This window comes from Streptomyces sp. NPDC058985, assembly GCF_042740985.1.
GTDB lineage: Bacteria > Actinomycetota > Actinomycetes > Streptomycetales > Streptomycetaceae > Streptomyces.
In genome coordinates, this window is record NZ_JBHYJX010000031.1 from 83,362 (window position 1) to 101,340 (window position 17,979).

Genomic DNA, 17,979 nt, shown 5'->3' on the forward strand with positions numbered 1-17,979 from the left:
CAGCAGCGAGGCGCAGGAGGCTGACCATGCCCAAGTACCTCATCCAGGCCACCTACACGCACGAGGGCACGAAGGGGCTGCTCAGGGAAGGCGCGAGCGGTCGTCGCGCCGCCGTCGAGCAGGTCGTCACCGGCCTCGGCGGGCGGGTCGAGGCCATGTACTTCGCCTTCGGCGAGAGCGACGTCGTGCTCATCGTCGACTTCCCCGACCCGGTCTCCATGGCCGCCGTCAGCCTCACCGTGAAGGCCAGCGGTGCCCTCCACACCCGGGCCACCCCCCTCCTCACCCTCGACGAGATCGACGAGGCCGCCCGCCGACAGGTCACCTTCCGCGCTCCCGGCGACTGAACCCCTGCTCCCGCGCGGGCGGAGGACGTTCTAGACACCCACCCGCTCCACCAGCCGCACCGTCACCTCATCCCCCTCCCCCTTCCCGATCGCCCTCCGCACCTCCGCCTTCACCGGCAGTTTGTGGGTGCCGTCGCCCAGGGCCATGAAGGAGCTCTGGAAGGGGTGGCCGTCGATCGTGCCGCGGACCTTCACCAGGCCGTGGGTGCCGAAGAAGGCGGCCGACTCGGGCCAGACGACGTAGGTCCAGCCGCCCTTGTTCGGGCTCTTCCGCAGGGTCGCGGTGAATTGCTCGTCCATCGTCCGTACCGCCTGTTCGGGAGTTCTGCCTGTGCGTCCGTCATCAGTAGGTAGGACGGGAGCCGGCCACCGAACTCATCGGTGGCCGGGCGGATCGTGACTACGCCGGTTCCACCGGGAGCCACAGCTCGCACGTCGCCGTCGTGAAGTCCTCCGTGCGGTCCAGGACCGCCACGAGCGACGGGCCGGGGCGCAGGCGCCACGGGTTGGAGGGGAACCACTCGGTCGCCGTCGCCGCCCAGGCGGTCTGGAGGGATTCCGGGTGGGGGCCCGAGGTGCGGAAGACCGCCCACATGCCGGCCGGGACCTCGATGGCGTCGAGGTCGTCGGGGGCCGGGGTGTCCCGGGTGACCGCGACGCCGTGCAGGTAGGTCAGGTCGGTGCCCTCCGCGCCGTCGGGGGCGAGGTCGTCGCAGACCTGGAGGAGGCCCGCCGGGTCGGTGTCGCTCAGGGACTTCAGGCGGGCGTGCTCCTGCTGCGGCAGGGACGCGATGTGCTCCTGGATGTGCGGGTTGACGCCCTCGTGGATGAGGGGGACGCGGGTCGCGTGTCCGATCAGGCGGAACGCGGGGCGGTCGGCGAAACGGGTGTCCATGGGAGTGCTCCCTTCGACGGTCAGGCGGAACCTGAGCTGCGGTTGTGACTGAAGGGGGCCTCCGGCCCGGCGTACCTCGCGCGGGGCGGCGCCGTGCACGGCCCGGAACGCGCGTCCGAACGCCTCCGTCGAGCCGTATCCGTGGCGGACGGCGATGCTCAGCAGGTCGTCCTCGCCCCGTACGACATCGGCGGCGGCGACCGTCATACGGCGCCGGCGGACGTACTCCGACAGCGGCATGCCCGCCAGCGACGAGAACATCCGGCGCAGGTGGTACTCGGTCGTGCCGAGCGTCGCGGCCAGCGCGGGTACGTCGAGTTCCTCGGTGAGGCGCTCCTCGACGAGATCGATGAGCCTGTTCAGTGCCGAGATCACGGGGCCTCCCTTCCTGCGTCAACCGTGGCAGGGGGCCACGTCGCGGCGCCCGATCGTTGTGGTCCGGTGCGATCGGGGGGTTCCGCTCAGGCGGGTACGGCGGGTACGGCGGGCTGGTCGGGCCACGTGAAGGCGTAGCGCGGGTCGCCGCCGCGGGTGAGGCGTACGAAGCGCAGGAGCTCGCGGACGATGCCCGCGTTGCCCATGGCCCAGCCGACGCGCGGTTCCAGCGTGCTCGGGGTGGCGCGGTGCTCGACGTTGGACCAGCGGGCGCCGTCCTCGTCCCGGGTCGCGCGTGCGGCCAGGTCCGTCGCGAGGAGGTGGGCGAAACCTTCGGGGGTGTACGGGTCGAGTCCCTCGGCGATGCGGTCGCAGGCCAGGGCGAGGACGCCCGCGGTGCCGCAGCAGCGGCCGTTGTTGTCCCAGAAGCCGGGGCGCAGCCGCCGGGGCACGCCGGAGTGGGTGACCGTGTGCCAGCAGCGGTCGGCGAGGGCGGACCAGACGGGGTCGGCGGTGACGTCCCGCAGCAGCCGGAAGGCCTGGGCGTCGCCGGCCGGGCCGTGGCACCAGCCGTAGCTGAAGGGCTCGATCACGTCGGGGCGGAACGGGGGTGTGGAGTGGCGGACGAGGAAGCCGTCCGGGTCCTCCGGGCCCGTTTCGTCACGGGCCACGAAGTCCGTCGCACCGGCCAGCGCCAGATCCGTCAGATCCGCCCGGCCGGTGTCCGCGCCGACCCGGGCCAGCGCCAGGGCGATGCCGAGCGAGCCGTGCGAGACGTGGTGCAACCGGGCCTCGGTGTCAGGGCGGTGGGCCCACTGGACACCGTCGGGCGTGGGCTCCGCCGTGCGCAGATACGGCTCCATGGCCAGGACGGCCAGTCCGGCGTCGCCGGCCGCCAGGGCGCCGAGGCCGATGCCCGCGTTGCCGCCCATCAGCTCGAAGAGCGTGCCCCAGCGGGTTCCGTCGAAGCGGGACCGGACGAGGGCCAGCGCGTGGTCGGCCGCCGCGCCGGACGCCGCGTCGCCGAGCTGCTCCTGCACGGTCCGCAGGACGAGCGCCAGTCCGGTGCGGCCGAAGTAGAGGGAGTCGTCCTCGATCTCGTCCACGGAGTGCGCGAGGGCGCGGGCCGCGCGCAGGGCGGTGTCCGCGTAGGCGTCGTCGCCGAAGTGCCGCCACGCCTCCAGGAGTACGGGGATGTTGCCGGCCGTACCGCTGTAGAGCTGTGGGTCGGGCTCGGCGTCCGAGGGGCGTTCGGGCCAGGTGAGGCCACCTCCAGGGGCTTCCCGTGCCGCACCGGTCAGCCATCGCAGCGCGTCCACCGCGAGTTCCTCGAGCTCGTCGACCGCCACGACCGTGGCCTCAGGTGCCGTCATGCGGCCACTCTTCCATCCGCGTCCGGACCGGCCCAGGGGGGCCTACGGCGTCAGTTCGCCGCGCTGAGGCTCCCGCGGTTGCCGCGGCGGTCGCGCAGGCCCCGCCACACCGCACCCAGCGCCAGGGACTGGACCAGTGCCGAGAGCACGATGCCGCCGATGAGGAACCACGCGGGCGCGTCGCCGCCCCAGCCGCCCTCGCCGAGCCAGGCCACGAAGCCGAAGGCCGGGAAGGTGAACAGGGCGGGCCAGACCCAGATCAGGGACGCGTCCGGGTTGTCCGCGAACAGGGGCTCCAACGCCGCCACGGCCATCGCCCCGCCTACCAGGGCCAGATAGATCCCCGAGACGCGATTGGCGACGGCGAGGCGGGACAGGCGGGCGAGGGTGCGTATCGGGCTGGTCTTCTTCATGGGATCTCGATCTCCCCGGGTCCGGGTGCGGCTCCGTCTTCTTCCTGTGTCCAGGGTCGGACGTGGGAGGCTCCGGGGGCCTGAGTACCCGTACTCAAGTCGAATGACGCGACACCCGTGCGCGGCACTCGTCCGCGACACCCGTGCGCGAGACCCATGAGGTGTGGGCGGCCCGGGCGCCGTCCCAGGGCCGCCGCCACACCCGTCGTCCGAGTGCCCCGCGCCCGAGTGCCCCGCGCGGGTCGGTGTCAGGCGCCCTCGACCTGCGTGGTCGGCTGGATGTCCGCCTGGAGGTCGTCCGCGTGCTCGCCGGTGACCAGGTAGACCACGCGCTTGGCGACCGCGACGGCGTGGTCGGCGTAGCGCTCGTAGTAGCGGCCGAGCAGCGTCACGTCGACGGCGGTCTCGATGCCGTGCTTCCAGCGGTCGTCCATCAGGTGCTGGAAGAGCGTGCGGTGCAGGAGGTCCATCGCGTCGTCGTCCTGCTCCAGCTGGAGGGCCAGGTCGACGTCCTTCGTGATGATCACCTCGGCGGCCTTCGCCATCAGGCGCTGCGCGAGCTGCCCCATCTCCAGGATGGTCGCGTGCAGGTCGTGCGGGACGGCGCGCTCCGGGTAGCGCAGCCGGGCCAGCTTGGCGACGTGCTGGGCCAGGTCGCCCGAGCGCTCCAGGTCGGCGGACATCCGCAGCGAGGTGACGACGATCCGCAGGTCCGTCGCCACCGGCTGCTGCCGGGCCAGCAGGGTTATCGCCCGGGCCTCCAGCTCGTGCTGGAGTTCGTCGACCCGCTGATCGCCCTCGATGACGGCCTCGGCCAGCTTCAGGTCGGAGTCGAGGATCGCGGTCGTGGCGCGTCCGATCGCCGACCCGACCAGCCGGGCCATCTCCACCAGACCGTCGCCGATCGAATCAAGTTCCTCGTGGTACGCGTCCCGCATCAGGGTTCCCTCTCGTACGTCCGTTTAGGGGGCTCATAGAACTGGCTCGCACATGGCTCGCACCGGCTCGCACCCCTCGCCGTGCCCCCACGCTTACACGTTCCGGCCTGTACGCGTCCGTTTCCGGCACCACAAATGAACCATCACTGGCTCCAAGGTGAACTCTGGGCGACGAGTGTTCGAGGTCGCACCCCGATGGCTGGGGCGAGGACGTACGGCATGCCTAACCTGGAGACATGGACGTGAACGCGGCGGTCGCCGCAGTGGCAGCGATCGCCGGAGTACTCACCGGCGTCATCGCCATGCTGGCGTTCCGCTGGAGCGAGCGCGACCAGAAGCGCCCCACCCGCACCTCCCTGCACACGGACCCCGTCCTTCCGCCCGGGGTGGACACCGTCCTGTCGGTGCTCCGCTCCTCCGCCGTCGTCCTCGACGAGGCCGACGGGGTGGTCAAGGCCAGCTCGGCGGCGTACGCCCTCGGCCTGGTCCGGGGCGGCAAGCTCGCCGTGGAGCCCATGCTCCAGATGGCCCGGGACACCCGGAGGGACGGGGAGATACGGCAGGTCGAGCTGGACCTGCCCAGGCGCGGGAACGGACGGGGCGAGGCCCTGGCCGTCTCCGCGCGCGTCGCGCCGCTCGGGTCCCGGCTGGTGCTGCTGCTGGTCGAGGACCTCACCGAGGCCCGCCGCATCGAGGCCGTACGGCGCGACTTCGTCGCCAATGTGAGTCACGAGCTGAAGACGCCGGTCGGGGCGCTCTCCCTGCTGTCCGAGGCCGTCATGGACGCCGCGGACGATCCGGAGGCCGTGGAGCGGTTCGCCGGACGGATGCAGATCGAGGCCACCCGGCTCACCAACCTGGTGCAGGAGCTCATCGACCTGTCCCGGGTGCAGAACGACGACCCCCTCGACGACGCCGAGCCCGTCCGGGTGGACGAGCTGGTCGCCGAGGCCATCGACCGCTGCCGGCAGGCGGCCGGCAGCAAGCAGATCACCATGGCCGCCGGAGGAACGGCGGATCTGCACGTACGCGGCAACCGCGGCCAGCTCGCCGCCGCACTCGGCAACCTCGTCGAGAACGCCGTCAACTACTCGCCCGCCCGCACCCGCGTCGGCATAGCCGCCCGCCGCGTCAACGCCCCGGGCGGCGACCTGATCGAGATCGCCGTGACCGACCAGGGCATCGGCATCTCGGAGCGGGACAAGGAACGCGTCTTCGAACGCTTCTACCGCGTCGACCCGGCCCGCTCCCGGGCCACCGGAGGCACCGGTCTGGGTCTCGCCATCGTCAAACACGTGGTCGCCTCGCACGGCGGGGAGGTCACGGTGTGGAGCGCCGAAGGCCAGGGTTCCACCTTCACGCTGCGACTGCCGGAATCGGGCCTGTCCCGCGACCGCGCGGCGCGACGCCCGGACCACGACGCCGGACTCAGCGAAGAGACCGACGACACCGAACGGTCCCCCTCATCCCCCCAAACATCCCCGTACGAAACGCTTCCCGCCCCGGAGGTCCTTCCGTGACCCGTGTGCTCGTCGTCGAGGACGAGGAGTCCTTCTCCGACGCCCTGTCGTACATGCTCCGCAAGGAGGGCTTCGAGGTCGCCGTCGCGACCACCGGCCCCGACGGACTCGACGAGTTCGAGCGCAACGGCGCCGATCTCGTCCTCCTCGACCTGATGCTGCCCGGCCTGCCGGGCACCGAGGTCTGCCGCCAGCTGCGCGGCCGCTCGAACGTTCCCGTGATCATGGTGACCGCCAAGGACAGCGAGATCGACAAGGTTGTCGGGCTGGAGATAGGGGCCGACGACTACGTCACCAAGCCCTTCTCCTCCCGCGAGCTGGTCGCCCGCATCCGCGCCGTACTGCGCCGCCGCGGCGAGCCGGAGGAGGTCGCTCCCGCCGCGCTGGAGGCCGGCCCCGTCCGCATGGACGTCGACCGGCACGTGGTGACCGTGGGCGGCACCAAGATCGACCTGCCGCTCAAGGAGTTCGACCTGCTGGAGATGCTGCTGCGCAACGCCGGCCGCGTCCTCACCCGCATGCAGCTGATCGACCGGGTGTGGGGCGCCGACTACGTCGGCGACACCAAGACCCTCGACGTCCACGTCAAGCGGCTGCGCGCCAAGATCGAGCCCGACCCGGGCGCGCCGCGGTACCTCGTGACGGTGCGCGGGCTCGGCTACAAGTTCGAGCCGTAGGCCGGTAGGCCGGTCGGTACGCCGGTAGGCCGGTAAGCCGTCCCACGGACACGGCGAAGGGCGGGACCTCCCGGAGGTCCCGCCCTTCGTGCGTACGGTGCTCAGTGGCCGGCGTCGGTGCCCTCACCGGTGCCGGTGCCCTGCGAGGTGCCGGAGGTCGCCGTTCCGGTCTCGTTCGCCGAGCCGGAGGGCTCGCCCGAGGCTTCGCCGGTCTGCTCGCCCGTCCCGGGGGCCGAGGCGCCGTCGCCCGGGGTGCCCTGGCTCTCGCCGTCGGACGGCTCCCCGGAGGCCCCCTCGGAGGGCTGTGCGGACGCGCCGGGCGCCGCCGGGACGTCGCTGGGGCCCCAGCCGGAGAAGTAGCTCTCGGCGGGAACGACGAAGGCGCGCAGGCTCACCTCACCGGCCTTGCTGAAGGTGAAGGTGATCTTCTGCGCGTTGCCGTCCTGGATCGCCTCGCGGCTGCTGGGCAGGACGGCGGCGGCGTTGTCCTTGCCGCCGACGACCAGGGAGCCGCCTGCCGGGACGGTCAGGCCGCCCTTCTGGCCCTCGGCGGGCTTCAACTCGGCGGTCTTGTCGGTGCCGGCCACGGTGATGGACTCCAGCGTCTGGTCCGACCTGCCGTTGTTGAACAGCGTGGCGGAGACCACCGCCGGGCCCGTCGACTCCAGGTCCGGCTGCGTGATGACGACGGCGTTCTGGATCTGGATGTCACCGACCGTCGTCGCGGCGTTGTCCGGCTTGATCTCCAGCGACTGGGCGTTGTGACCGGCACCGCACGCGGCGAGCGAGGCGATCGAGAACGCGATGGCGGCGGCGGCGAGGGCACCGCGTCGAAGGCTGCTGCTCACGGCGGCGGCAACTCCTTGGACTCGAGCGGGGTGGCGGCAACGGATAAAGCCGCCCTAAGTGACTGTCAGCGGCCTCAGGCTACCGAGCCGTTCCCGGGCCGCCGCACCCGACCCTCCCCGAAGGGCCATGGGCTTCGCCCGGCAGGCGGCAGTCCCGGCCCTCTTCAGGGGCCGCTTTGCGGCTCGCATCCGTCCGCCATTCACCTATCAACCCGTCCGCCATACGGGTTGTCGATCGGTGCGCGAAATTTCGGTGAAGGAATGCGCGGGCCCCCGGAAATTGATCACCGAGGGCCCATCGGCGCGGCTCGTGATCAATTCCGGAATCGGCCGGAACCCCGGCGCGGCCACCGAACGGAGTAGCGGAAGTCGCACGTCTGGAACCGGACATATCGGGATGTTCAGCCCGGTGGGTGGCGCTCCGGTTGTGTGTGACGGGCCTGTTTCGCCCGGCCTGGAGAGCCGCTCCGACCTGCGAATTCTTTCTTCCGCTCACCTCGCGCAGCACGTTCCTGTTGCTGTTGTCAAGCCCCGAGATATGCCCTGACCTGCGAAAACGCCATTCAGAACCCGCCGTTTCCGTGTTACCCTGGATAGCCACGGAAGGGGTACCTGTCACATGACGTTCAAGGTTGGCGACACCGTGGTCTATCCCCATCACGGGGCCGCGCTGATCGAGGCTATCGAAACTCGTCAGATCAAAGGCGTGGACAAGACCTACTTGGTGCTGAAGGTCGCTCAGGGCGATCTGACGGTACGTGTGCCAGCGGACAATGCGGAGTTCGTCGGCGTGCGTGATGTGGTTGGTCAGGACGGGCTGGACCGGGTCTTCGAGGTGCTGCGCGCGCCGTACGCCGAGGAGCCCACGAACTGGTCGCGTCGCTACAAGGCAAACCTGGAGAAGCTCGCCTCCGGCGACGTCATCAAGGTCGCGGAAGTCGTACGCGATCTGTGGCGCCGCGAGCGCGAGCGCGGACTCTCCGCAGGTGAGAAGCGCATGCTCGCCAAGGCCCGCCAGATTCTGGTGAGCGAGCTGGCTCTCGCGGAGAACACCAACGAGGACAAGGCGGAGGCCCTGCTCGACGAGGTGCTCGCCTCCTGAGGCGAGGCGCGGACCGCCGCCCGCTCGGTTCAGCGCACTGAAATGCCGTGGTGCCCGATGACATCTTTGCCGTCGCCGGGCGCTGCGGCATGTTCGTACCCGGATGCTCTTTTGATTTCGTGCATCCGCACGTCCGGATGCCGATCATCCTCGTACGCTCCTCCCGGGAGGCTTCCCCCGGGTCCTGGTGTGCCGGGCCCGGACTCTGGGCTCGACCAGGGTCACGGAAGGGTCCGGTCAAGGCGTCGCGCCCGGCACGGTGAGGCCATACCCAACTAGGTCGAGCACACAAACCTGACAGGAACCGATGTCTGACGATTCGCGTCCCTCGCCCGCCCCGCTGTCGGCCGGCGCGGCCGCCGACGACCGTGCCAACGCCAGGACCGCGGCGGTCATTCCGGCCGCCGGCCGTGGCGTACGGCTCGGGCCGGGCGCCCCGAAAGCCCTCCGGGCGCTGGGCGGCACGCCCATGCTCATCCACGCGGTCCGGGCGATGGCCGCCTCCCGCGGGGTCTCCCTCGTGGTGGTCGTCGCCCCGCCCGACGGCGCGGCCGAGGTCAGGAGTCTGCTGGACGCGCACGCGCTGCCCGAGCGCACCGACTTCCTCGTCGTCCCGGGCGGCGAGACGCGCCAGGAGTCGGTACGGCTCGGACTGAACGCGCTGCCGCCCGAGTACGGCATCGTCCTCGTGCACGACGCGGCCCGGCCGCTGGTCCCCGTGGACACGGTGGACGCCGTGATCGAGGCGGTACGGGAGGGCGCGCCCGCCGTGGTGCCGGCCGTGCCGCTCGCCGACACCGTCAAGCAGGTCGAGCCCGCCGAGGTCCCCGGCGTGCCGGAGCCCGTGGTGGCGACGCCGGAGCGGGCGCTGCTGCGGGCGGTGCAGACGCCGCAGGGCTTCGACCGGGAGACGCTGGTGCGGGCCCACGCGACGGTGACCGACGACGTCACGGACGACGCGAGCATGGTCGAGCGGATGGGGTCGGCCGTGGTGGTCGTGCCGGGGCACGAGGAGGCGTTCAAGGTGACGCGCCCGCTGGATCTGGTCCTCGCGGAGGCGGTACTGGCGCGCAGGAGGCTCAACGATGGGTTCTGAGGGTTCTGGGGGTTCTGGGGGTTCTGAGGCGGCCGCGCTGCCGGTGTTGCCGCAGGTCGGGATCGGCACGGACATCCACGCCTTCGAGGCGGGGCGGGAACTGTGGTGCGCCGGGCTGAAGTGGGAGGGCGAGGGGGACGGGCTGGCCGGGCACTCCGACGCGGACGTCGTCGCGCACGCGGCGTGCAACGCGTTGTTCTCCGCGGCCGGGCTCGGGGATCTCGGGCAGCACTTCGGCACCGGGCGGCCGGAGTGGGCCGGGGCGTCCGGGGTGACGCTGCTGGCGGAGGCGGCGAGGATCGTGCGGGCGGCGGGGTTCCGGATCGGGAACGTCGCGGTGCAGGTGGTGGGGGCGCGGCCGAAGATCGGCAAGCGGCGGGACGAGGCGCAGCAGGTGCTGTCCGAGGTGGTGGGGGCGCCGGTGTCGGTGTCGGGGGCTACGACGGACGGGCTGGGGTTTCCCGGGCGGGGGGAAGGGCTGATGGCGGTGGCCACGGCGTTGGTGGCGCGGGTGGGGTGACGCGCTGTGCGGGGCTCCGCCCCGCGCCCCGCCAGGGGCTCCGCCCCTGGACCCCGGCCTATGCCCACCCGCCACCCGGCTCGGTCGGGCAAGAGGCTGGACTCGCCACGATCGTCCGGCTCGGTCGGGCAAGAGGCGGGGTACCAACGTCGGCCGTGTGCCCCTGGCACTGCTCGGGGCCTACTACCCTGGACTCGTGACTATTCGGCTGTACGACACCAGCGCCCGGCAGATCCGTGACTTCGCCCCCCTCACGCCGGGCTGCGTCTCGATCTACCTGTGTGGTGCCACCGTGCAGGCGGCCCCGCACATCGGGCACATCCGGTCGGGCCTGAACTTCGACATCATGCGCCGCTGGTTCGCGTACCGCGGCTACGACGTCACGTTCGTCCGCAACGTCACCGACATCGACGACAAGATCATCAGGAAGGCGGCCGACCAGAACCGCCCCTGGTGGTCCATCGGGTACGAGAACGAGCGGGCGTTCAACGACGCCTACGACGCCCTCGGATGCCTGCCGCCCACCTACGAGCCCCGCGCCACCGGGCACATCACCGAGATGGTCGAGATGATGCGCGGGCTCATCGAGCGCGGGCACGCCTACGAGGCCGAGGGCAACGTCTACTTCGACGTGCGCTCCCTGCCCGGCTACCTCTCGCTGTCCAACCAGGACCTCGACGAGCTGCGCCAGCCCTCCGGGGAGGGCGAGACCGGCAAGCGGGACCCGCGGGACTTCGCCATGTGGAAGGCGGTCAAGCCCGGGGAGCCGAGCTGGGAGACGCCGTGGGGGCGCGGGCGGCCGGGGTGGCACCTGGAGTGCTCCGCCATGGCGCACAAGTACCTGGGGAGCGAGTTCGACATCCACGGGGGCGGGATCGACCTGATCTTCCCGCACCACGAGAACGAGATCGCCCAGGCGGTGGGCTTCGGCGACGCCTTCGCCCGGTACTGGGTGCACAACGCCTGGGTCACCATGAGCGGCGAGAAGATGTCGAAGTCGCTCGGCAACAGCGTGCTCGTCTCCGAGATGGTCAAGCAGTGGCGGCCGGTCGTGCTGCGGTACTACCTCGGCACCCCGCACTACCGCTCCACCATCGAGTACAGCGAGGAGTCCCTGCGCGAGGCCGAGTCGGCGTACGCGCGCATCGAGGGCTTCGTGCAGCGCGTCACCGAGCTGGCCGGGCAGACCGTCGAGCCGGCCGCCGAGGTGCCGCCCGCCTTCGCCGAGGCGATGGACGACGACCTGGGCGTCCCGCAGGCGCTCGCCATCGTGCACACCACCGTCCGGCAGGGCAACAGCGCGCTGGCCGCCGACGACAAGGACGCCGCCGTGGCGCGGCTCGCCGAGGTGCGGGCCATGCTCGGTGTCCTCGGCCTCGACCCGCTGGCCCCGCACTGGGCGGGGGAGCAGGAGCAGGGCGAGGACCTGCGGCACGTCGTCGACAGCCTCGTACGCCTGGTGCTCGACCAGCGGGAGGCCGCGCGGGGACGGAAGGACTGGTCCACCGCGGACGCCATCCGCGACCAGCTCGGACAGTCCGGGCTGGTCATCGAGGACAGCCCGCAGGGGCCCCGCTGGAGCCTCGGGTCGCGCTGACCCGGCCGGTCGGAGAGGTCCGTCCCGTAGATCGATTGTGCCGCCCGGCCCTCCGGGCGGCACACTGCATAGAACACACCGCGTAGAACACAGCTTCACGCACACTCCCGTAGAGAGCGGAGACAGGTAACTCATGGCCGCGAACAACCGCCGCATGTCCGGCAAGAAGGGCGCGCAGGTCGGCAGCGGCGGCAAGCGGCGCCGGGGCCTGGAGGGCAAGGGGCCGACGCCTCCCGCCGAGATGCGCAAGGGGCACGCCAAGCAGCGCGCCGCCAACGCGAAGGCGCGCCGCGCCACGGGACGTCCGCAGCAGCAGCGGCGCGGGGGCGGACGGTCGACGTCCGAACTCGTCGTCGGCCGCAACCCCGTCTACGAGGCCCTGCGCGACGGTGTGCCCGCCTCGACGCTCTACGTCCAGCAGTTCATCGACAACGACGAGCGGGTGCGCGAGGCGCTCCAGCTCGCCGCCGAGCGCGGTGGCATCAACCTCATGGAGGCGCCGCGTCCCGAGCTGGACCGGATGACCAACGGGCTCAACCACCAGGGTCTCGTCCTCCAGGTCCCGCCTTACGAGTACGCGCACCCCGAGGACCTGGTCGCCGCCGCCCACGACGAGGGCGCGGACCCGCTGATCGTCGCCCTCGACGGGGTGACCGACCCGCGCAACCTCGGTGCCGTCGTCCGCTCCGTCTCCGCCTTCGGCGGCCACGGCGTCGTCGTGCCCGAGCGGCGCGCGGCCGGGATGACGGCCGGTGCGTGGAAGACGTCCGCCGGCACGGCCGCCCGTACACCGGTCGCCCGCGCCACCAACCTCACGCGCGCGCTGGAGTCGTACCAGAAGGCCGGGATCACGGTCGTGGGCCTCGCCGCCGACGGCGAGGCCGAACTCGGCGATCTGGAGGCCCTGGACGGACCCGTGGTCATCGTGGTCGGCAGCGAGGGCAAGGGACTGTCCCGGCTGGTCGGCGAGACGTGCGACTTCCGGGTGCGGATCCCGATGCCGGGCGGCGCGGAGTCGCTCAACGCGGGTGTGGCGGCGGGGATCGTGCTGTACGAGGCGGCGCGGCGGCGGCGCTGACGTCGGGTCGCCCGTGGAGCCGGCCGGGGTGATCGGTTCTTCGGGCGGGGGACGGGTGTGCGGATCCGTCCCCCACACGGGGTGTTCCGGGTGGTCCGGGCTGGTTTGACGCGGTCCGGACAGATCCGGGCGGTCAAGGCAGTGTCCTAACGACACATCACTCGGTTAGATGAGTGTGGACACCAGAACACCCCGCACACCCACGGGGGACCGCTCGTCGGGATACGACGACGCTCCCGCGTTGAGCATGGTGAAGGTGCCGAGCGATCCGGCCGAGGTCATCGTCAACCACGCGAGTTTCCGCGTGCAGTTCGGTGCCTCCGCCCGGCGGACCCATTCGCCTCGGATCGCACAGCACTTGAGCGCCACCCAGGCCACCCCCCGCATGCCCGCCGCCCCGGGCCGTCGCCGGGCCGTCGTGTGGAGCGGACGGTCCGACCCGGACGACACCGGCGCGCACCGGCTGCTCCAGGCGGTGCGGGCGGGAGCCGGTCACCACGTCGAGGACCCGGCCGCCGACGCCGGAGCCACCCAGGTCATCCCCAGAGTCGATCTCGGCGGGGGGCCCCTGGGCTACGACGACTACGACTCGGGCCCCGCCACCGAGACCCTCGAAACACCCCTCGTCGGCGCCCAGCGCGGCCCCGTACCCGAGGGCACCCGACTGCTGCCCGCCATGCGCACCGTCGGCAGCGCTTACGACGAACCCGCCTACGCCGGCCAGGACTTCGGCCGCGAAGACCACGGCGGCCACGGGGGCCACGAGGACCTCGACGGCTACGGCGACGACACGGACCCGGACGAGCCGCGCGGCAGGCGCCGTTCCGACGACCCGGCGCGGCACGCGTACTTCCCCGGCCGCCGCATGAACCTCGGCGTCGTGCTGCTGCCGCTGCGCGTCTTCCTCGGCTTCATCTCGATCTACGCCGGCATGGGCAAGCTCTGCGACCCCGTCTACTTCGACGGCGGCGAACGCGGCTCCATGGTGAAGTGGCTCAACACCCTTCACCCCTGGGACGTCGCCGAGCCGCTGCGCCAGTTCGCCCTCGCGCACCCGGTCGGCGCCGGGCTGGTCATCGCCTTCCTCCAGGTGCTGGTGGGCGTCCTGACCGTGCTGGGCTGCTGGCAGCGCGTGGCCGCCGTCGTCGGCGCGGGCCTGTCCGCCGCGCTCCTGGTCACCGTCAGCTGGAAGAGCGTCCCCGTCTACGACGCGCCGGACATCATCTACCTCGCCGCCTGGTCGCCGCTGATCATCGCCGGGGCGCCCGTCTACTCCGTGGACGGCAGACTCGCCGGCAGCGCCTGGCGCCGGCTCGGCCCGCGCGCCGACATCTGGGACCTGCGCCGCTACGTCCTGCGCCGCGGCGCCCTCGTCACCTTCCTGGTCGCCGGTGCGACCCTCCTGGTCGGCTCGGTGCTCGGCGGTGCCGTCCGGGACGCCGACCGCGTGGTCGTCCCCGGCCCCGGCGAGGCCCCGCGCAACGAACTGCCCGGCGCCCCGCTCCCGCAGGAGCCCGGAACGCGCGAGCCGAAGAGCCCTTCGGCCTCCGCCTCGCCCACCCAGGGCGCGACCAGCGGGGCCACCACCCCCTCCACGGGAGCCGCGACCACACCGGGAGCGACCCGGGAGAGCGGCACCACCGGCGGCGGTACGCCCAGCCAGACCCAGGGCGCCGGCGGACAGGCCCCGCCGCGGCAGTCGTCCCCGGCCGGCCGCAACCAGGCGCCGACCACCTCGGCCGGACCGACCGCCGGGGGCACCTCGACCGGCTCCGGGGGCTCCGGCGGCTCCACCGGCGGCTCCACCGGGGGCTCCGGAAGCGAGGAGGGCGGCGGCTCCTCCTCCACCGGCCAGCCGGGCAACGGCCGCCTCGTGGGCGGCCTGTTGGGCTAGCCGGTCCGGTGCCGTCCTCGGCAAGTTGGGGCCACTCACGAGATGAGGAGTGGCCCCACACTGTTCACAGGTGCGGGGCGGGTGCTTGGCTCGTCAGCGTTCCGACGCGTACGTCACGAAGCTCGCCCATGCGTCCGGTGCGAGGTCAAGCCGAGGACCTGCCGCGTCCTTGGAATCGCGGACATGGATGGTGCTAGGCGCTAGACCGGCGGAGTCGGCACCGCCGTCGGTCCCAGACGCCCTCCCCGCCGAACGCCTCGGCCTCGACTTCAGCGGGCCGACGGCCATGACAGGGCGTGCCGTTCCGCTGTCGCCCACGGTCAGTGGGCACAGCGCGTGCGGCCGCGGACGGCGTCGACGAGCCCCTCAGCGGCCGGACAGGGCCGCCAACTCCCGGGCCGCCTCCGTCAGGTCCTTCGCGGTGTCGATCGCGCGCCAGTAGGAGCCCTGCGGGATCGGGAAGCCGGAGAGCCGGCGTTCGCGGGCCAGCCCGGGGAACGTGGTCCGCTCGTGGTCGCCGCGCTCCGGGAGCATCGCGGCGAAGGCGGACGAGAAGACGTACACCCCGGCGTTGATCTCGAAGGTCGACGGCGGGGCCTCGATGAAGTCGGTGATGTGGCCGAAGCCGTCCGTCTGCACGGCGCCCCACGGCAGCCGCGGACGGGCCAGGGCGAGGGTCGCGACGGCGTCCCGCTCCGCGTGGAAGCCGGCCATGTCGCGCAGCGAGAAACGGGTCCAGATGTCGCCGTTGGTGGCGTACCAGGGCTGGTCCGGGTGCGGCAGGTGCGCGGCGGCGTACTTGAGGCCGCCGCCGCGGCCGAGGGGCTCGGTCTCGACGACCGTGGTGACGGAGAGCGGCAGCTCGGTGGTGTCCAGCCACTGCTGGAGCACCTCGGCCAGATGGCCGCAGGAGACCACGACGTCCGTCACGCCCTCGTCGGCGAGCCAGGCGAGCTGGTGGCCGATGATCGGAGTGCCGGTGCCCGGGATCTCGACCATCGGCTTGGGCCGGTCGTCGGTGTACGGGCGCAGCCGGGAACCCTGTCCGCCCGCCAGGACGACGGCTTGGACGGGGTGGCGGGACGCGGCGTTCGGATCGGTCATGCCCGAACTGTACGCGGCGCCCCGCCGGCCCCCGAAGCCTCCTCAGCCGTGCGCGGCCAGCACGCCCGAGGCGAAGGCGGTGTCGCAGACGGGGCGGGAGTACGACTGGGCACGCGTCGGCCCGTACACCTTGACGGCGGCGCGGCCGAGCGCGCGGGCGATGGACGCGCAGTGGCCGGCCAGCGACGGGCGTTCGTTCACCGCCTCCTGGAGGTGGGTGAGGGCGACGCCCGGGTCCTCCTCCTGCAGCTCGGTCAGCAGCCGGTCGCGCAGCACCTCGTGCGGCGCGCGGGCGGCGGTCCGGGAGGTGGATGCCTTGGCCGAGGAGGCCTCCGACGCGGCGAGCACCGAGTCCGAGGGGTCCCCGGACCAGTTGACCCTGGTGACCGCGAGGGTCCCGGAGAGCACCAGGACGACGGGCAGGACGAAGGCGAGAGAGCGGCCGATCCGGTGGGCGGGGCCCCGGCCGCGTCGCGTCTGTCGGGTAGTGGAGTGCTTCACGGAGTGCTTCACGCGAGTGAGGGTAGCGCCCGGTAATGATTTGGCGACATTTAGTCACCCTTTCGGGGGATGAAGAGCAGCCCCGAAGTGGGTAGGGGGTTGACGCGCGGGGAGTGAAAAGTCCGTTCTGCCCGGGTGTTTGACGACGACGAAAAGTGCCCCGCAGCAGGCCGCGGGGCACTTTTCGTCAACGCGGGTGAAAATCACCCGCGCGGGGACGTTCAGTCGGAGAGGCGCTCGCCCGTGGACGACGAGAACACGTGGGCCTCGCCCGGCCGCGGCACGACGTGGACCGTCGCGCCCTTCTCCGGCACCGAGCGGCTGCTGACGCGGACCACCAGGTCCTTCGACTCGCCGCCGACCTCGACCGTGCCGTAGATGTAGCCGTCGGCACCGGTCTCCTCCACGACGTTCACCGAGACGGCGAGGCCCGCCGGGGCGTCCGCGGAGTCCTTCGACAGGGTCTTGGCCGCGCCGCCGTTCAGCTCGACGACGTCGAAGTGCTCGGGGCGGACGCCGACGGTGACCGTGCGGTCGCCCTTGTCGGAGGCGGCCTTCAGGGCGTCGCGGTTGACCGGGACGACGCTGTTGCCGAACTTCACGCCGCCGTCGGTGATCGGGACCTCGACCAGGTTCATGGCCGGGGAGCCGATGAAGCCGGCGACGAAGAGGTTCGCGGGCTTGTCGTACATGTTCCGCGGGGAGTCGACCTGCTGGAGCAGACCGTCCTTGAGGACCGCCACACGGTCGCCCATCGTCATGGCCTCGACCTGGTCGTGGGTGACGTAGACGGTGGTGATGCCGAGACGGCGCTGGAGCGAGGCGATCTGGGTGCGGGTGGAGACGCGGAGCTTGGCGTCCAGGTTGGACAGCGGCTCGTCCATGAGGAACACCTGCGGCTCACGCACGATCGCGCGGCCCATCGCCACACGCTGGCGCTGACCGCCGGAGAGCGCCTTCGGCTTGCGGTCCAGGTACTCGGTGAGGTCGAGGATCTTCGCGGCCTCCTCGACCTTCTGCCGGATCTCCGCCTTGTTGACGCCGGCGATCTTGAGCGCGAAGCCCATGTTGTCGGCGACCGACATGTGCGGGTAGAGCGCGTAGTTCTGGAACACCATGGCGATGTCCCGGTCCTTCGGCGGCAGGTGCGTGACGTCGCGGTCGCCGATGCGGATGGCGCCGCCGTTGACGTCCTCGAGCCCCGCGAGCATGCGGAGCGAGGTGGACTTGCCACAACCGGAGGGGCCGACCAGGACGAGGAACTCGCCGTCCTCGATGTCGATGTCGAGACCGTCGACGGCGGGCTTGGTGGAACCCGGGTAGATGCGGGTCGCCTTGTCGAACGTAACTGTGGCCATGGTGAATGGGCCCCCTTCTACCGGCAGGAACGTGCCGGACGATCCGTTGTAGGAAGGTGGTGGTGTAGTCCACACGGGTGTAGCTGGCTCAGGACGGTACCCGGCGTTCACCTGGTCTGTCAGTACCTGTGGGCCTGTGAACTTCGCCGAAATTTTCGAATCCCACCGTTCACCGGGCTCTGTGTAGAGTGGAGCGACCCGCGCGCGCGTGCCGTCGCGCGAGTGCCTCCTTAGCTCAGCTGGTCAGAGCGCCGCTCTTGTAAAGCGAAGGTCGTCGGTTCGAATCCGACAGGGGGCTCGGAGAAGCAGCAGGCCGAAGGCCCGACACCGCGCGGTGTCGGGC

19 protein-coding genes and 1 tRNA gene are annotated in these 17,979 nt (G+C 71.7%); 10 read left to right on the top strand and 10 right to left on the bottom strand.

What is annotated here, in order from left to right; all coding sequences use genetic code 11:
* Window positions 1–26 precede the first annotated feature (26 nt).
* On the top strand, window positions 27–347 hold the full coding sequence (locus tag ACFW01_RS25050) for a GYD domain-containing protein (RefSeq protein WP_234957018.1): 321 nt from the start codon (window positions 27–29) through the stop codon (window positions 345–347).
* A gap of 30 nt (window positions 348–377) precedes the next feature.
* Here ACFW01_RS25050 and ACFW01_RS25055 read toward each other — a convergent pair whose 3' ends face one another.
* The 5 genes from ACFW01_RS25055 to phoU all read right to left on the bottom strand — a co-directional run bounded on the left by ACFW01_RS25055 (window position 378) and on the right by phoU (window position 4,341).
* Window positions 378–647 (bottom strand): DUF1905 domain-containing protein, encoded by a 270-nt coding sequence (locus ACFW01_RS25055; protein ID WP_234957019.1) that lies wholly within the window; start codon window positions 645–647, stop codon window positions 378–380.
* 100 nt (window positions 648–747) lie between these two features.
* Window positions 748–1,617, bottom strand: a complete 870-nt coding sequence (locus tag ACFW01_RS25060; RefSeq protein WP_234957020.1) for an AraC family transcriptional regulator — start codon at window positions 1,615–1,617, stop codon at window positions 748–750.
* 86 nt (window positions 1,618–1,703) lie between these two features.
* Entirely contained in the window at window positions 1,704–2,990 is a 1,287-nt protein-coding gene (locus ACFW01_RS25065; RefSeq protein ID WP_384506754.1) for a lanthionine synthetase LanC family protein, read from the bottom strand.
* 50 nt (window positions 2,991–3,040) lie between these two features.
* Window positions 3,041–3,403: an SCO4225 family membrane protein gene (locus ACFW01_RS25070; protein WP_234957022.1), complete on the bottom strand. Its 363-nt coding sequence runs from the start codon at window positions 3,401–3,403 to the stop codon at window positions 3,041–3,043.
* A 248-nt stretch (window positions 3,404–3,651) separates the two neighbouring features.
* The gene (phoU, locus tag ACFW01_RS25075) at window positions 3,652–4,341 is read right to left on the bottom strand and encodes a phosphate signaling complex protein PhoU (protein WP_161326571.1); all 690 of its coding nucleotides are present in this window, start codon (window positions 4,339–4,341) and stop codon (window positions 3,652–3,654) included.
* 236 nt (window positions 4,342–4,577) lie between these two features.
* On the opposite strand from phoU, the gene ACFW01_RS25080 reads away from it, so the two are divergent.
* Together ACFW01_RS25080 and ACFW01_RS25085 are read left to right on the top strand one after the other, a co-directional pair.
* Window positions 4,578–5,861, top strand: a complete 1,284-nt coding sequence (locus ACFW01_RS25080) for an ATP-binding protein (RefSeq protein ID WP_234957023.1) — start codon at window positions 4,578–4,580, stop codon at window positions 5,859–5,861.
* Window positions 5,858–6,538 (top strand): response regulator transcription factor, encoded by a 681-nt coding sequence (locus ACFW01_RS25085; RefSeq protein WP_019326704.1) that lies wholly within the window; start codon window positions 5,858–5,860, stop codon window positions 6,536–6,538. The genes ACFW01_RS25080 and ACFW01_RS25085 overlap by 4 nt, the downstream gene beginning before the upstream one ends.
* Before the next feature lie 101 nt (window positions 6,539–6,639).
* Here the strand turns inward: ACFW01_RS25085 and ACFW01_RS25090 are convergent, their stop codons facing one another.
* Window positions 6,640–7,386, bottom strand: coding sequence for a DUF461 domain-containing protein (locus ACFW01_RS25090; RefSeq protein ID WP_234957024.1), 747 nt, complete (start codon window positions 7,384–7,386; stop codon window positions 6,640–6,642).
* Window positions 7,387–8,005: 619 nt separating this feature from the next.
* On the opposite strand from ACFW01_RS25090, the gene ACFW01_RS25095 reads away from it, so the two are divergent.
* From ACFW01_RS25095 to ACFW01_RS25120, 6 genes are all read left to right on the top strand, one after another.
* On the top strand, window positions 8,006–8,488 hold the full coding sequence (locus ACFW01_RS25095; RefSeq protein WP_003953493.1) for a CarD family transcriptional regulator: 483 nt from the start codon (window positions 8,006–8,008) through the stop codon (window positions 8,486–8,488).
* Window positions 8,489–8,795: 307 nt separating this feature from the next.
* Window positions 8,796–9,584, top strand: a complete 789-nt coding sequence (gene ispD / locus ACFW01_RS25100) for a 2-C-methyl-D-erythritol 4-phosphate cytidylyltransferase (RefSeq protein ID WP_384506760.1) — start codon at window positions 8,796–8,798, stop codon at window positions 9,582–9,584.
* A complete protein-coding gene (gene ispF, locus ACFW01_RS25105; protein ID WP_234957026.1) occupies window positions 9,574–10,104 on the top strand; it encodes a 2-C-methyl-D-erythritol 2,4-cyclodiphosphate synthase in 531 nt (176 codons plus the stop codon). Before ispD ends, ispF begins: the two co-directional genes overlap by 11 nt.
* Window positions 10,105–10,300: 196 nt before the next feature.
* Window positions 10,301–11,701: a cysteine--tRNA ligase gene (cysS, locus tag ACFW01_RS25110; RefSeq protein WP_234957027.1), complete on the top strand. Its 1,401-nt coding sequence runs from the start codon at window positions 10,301–10,303 to the stop codon at window positions 11,699–11,701.
* Window positions 11,702–11,834: 133 nt separating this feature from the next.
* The gene (gene rlmB / locus ACFW01_RS25115) at window positions 11,835–12,779 is read left to right on the top strand and encodes a 23S rRNA (guanosine(2251)-2'-O)-methyltransferase RlmB (RefSeq protein WP_234957028.1); all 945 of its coding nucleotides are present in this window, start codon (window positions 11,835–11,837) and stop codon (window positions 12,777–12,779) included.
* 169 nt (window positions 12,780–12,948) lie between these two features.
* Window positions 12,949–14,673 carry a DoxX family membrane protein gene (locus tag ACFW01_RS25120; protein ID WP_384506766.1) on the top strand — a complete coding sequence of 575 codons (1,725 nt, stop codon included), beginning with the start codon at window positions 12,949–12,951 and terminating at the stop codon, window positions 14,671–14,673.
* A gap of 93 nt (window positions 14,674–14,766) precedes the next feature.
* Here the strand turns inward: ACFW01_RS25120 and ACFW01_RS25125 are convergent, their stop codons facing one another.
* The 4 genes from ACFW01_RS25125 to msiK all read right to left on the bottom strand — a co-directional run bounded on the left by ACFW01_RS25125 (window position 14,767) and on the right by msiK (window position 17,636).
* A complete protein-coding gene (locus ACFW01_RS25125; RefSeq protein ID WP_384506769.1) occupies window positions 14,767–14,961 on the bottom strand; it encodes a DUF397 domain-containing protein in 195 nt (64 codons plus the stop codon).
* Between the two features lie 78 nt (window positions 14,962–15,039).
* Window positions 15,040–15,777 (bottom strand): nucleotidyltransferase family protein, encoded by a 738-nt coding sequence (locus tag ACFW01_RS25130; protein WP_234957030.1) that lies wholly within the window; start codon window positions 15,775–15,777, stop codon window positions 15,040–15,042.
* A gap of 42 nt (window positions 15,778–15,819) precedes the next feature.
* A complete protein-coding gene (locus ACFW01_RS25135; RefSeq protein ID WP_234957295.1) occupies window positions 15,820–16,278 on the bottom strand; it encodes a hypothetical protein in 459 nt (152 codons plus the stop codon).
* A gap of 221 nt (window positions 16,279–16,499) precedes the next feature.
* Window positions 16,500–17,636 (bottom strand): diacetylchitobiose ABC transporter ATP-binding protein MsiK, encoded by a 1,137-nt coding sequence (gene msiK, locus ACFW01_RS25140; protein ID WP_234957031.1) that lies wholly within the window; start codon window positions 17,634–17,636, stop codon window positions 16,500–16,502.
* Window positions 17,637–17,860: 224 nt separating this feature from the next.
* On the opposite strand from msiK, the gene ACFW01_RS25145 reads away from it, so the two are divergent.
* Window positions 17,861–17,934, top strand: a tRNA-Thr gene (locus ACFW01_RS25145).
* Window positions 17,935–17,979: the final 45 nt, after the last annotated feature.

Bases quoted from the DNA above. Each gene is read 5' to 3' on its own strand.
- ACFW01_RS25050 (WP_234957018.1), top strand. From the start codon at position 27: ATGCCCAAGTACCTCATCCAGGCCACCTACACGCACGAGGGCACGAAG.
- ACFW01_RS25125 (WP_384506769.1), bottom strand. From the start codon at position 14,961: ATGGCCGTCGGCCCGCTGAAGTCGAGGCCGAGGCGTTCGGCGGGGAGG.
- ACFW01_RS25055 (WP_234957019.1), bottom strand. From the start codon at position 647: ATGGACGAGCAATTCACCGCGACCCTGCGGAAGAGCCCGAACAAGGGC.
- ispD (WP_384506760.1), top strand. From the start codon at position 8,796: ATGTCTGACGATTCGCGTCCCTCGCCCGCCCCGCTGTCGGCCGGCGCG.
- ACFW01_RS25070 (WP_234957022.1), bottom strand. From the start codon at position 3,403: ATGAAGAAGACCAGCCCGATACGCACCCTCGCCCGCCTGTCCCGCCTC.
- ACFW01_RS25065 (WP_384506754.1), bottom strand. From the start codon at position 2,990: ATGACGGCACCTGAGGCCACGGTCGTGGCGGTCGACGAGCTCGAGGAA.
- ACFW01_RS25120 (WP_384506766.1), top strand. From the start codon at position 12,949: ATGAGTGTGGACACCAGAACACCCCGCACACCCACGGGGGACCGCTCG.
- ACFW01_RS25130 (WP_234957030.1), bottom strand. From the start codon at position 15,777: ATGACCGATCCGAACGCCGCGTCCCGCCACCCCGTCCAAGCCGTCGTC.
- ACFW01_RS25095 (WP_003953493.1), top strand. From the start codon at position 8,006: ATGACGTTCAAGGTTGGCGACACCGTGGTCTATCCCCATCACGGGGCC.
- rlmB (WP_234957028.1), top strand. From the start codon at position 11,835: ATGGCCGCGAACAACCGCCGCATGTCCGGCAAGAAGGGCGCGCAGGTC.
- phoU (WP_161326571.1), bottom strand. From the start codon at position 4,341: ATGCGGGACGCGTACCACGAGGAACTTGATTCGATCGGCGACGGTCTG.
- ispF (WP_234957026.1), top strand. From the start codon at position 9,574: ATGGGTTCTGAGGGTTCTGGGGGTTCTGGGGGTTCTGAGGCGGCCGCG.
- ACFW01_RS25080 (WP_234957023.1), top strand. From the start codon at position 4,578: ATGGACGTGAACGCGGCGGTCGCCGCAGTGGCAGCGATCGCCGGAGTA.
- msiK (WP_234957031.1), bottom strand. From the start codon at position 17,636: ATGGCCACAGTTACGTTCGACAAGGCGACCCGCATCTACCCGGGTTCC.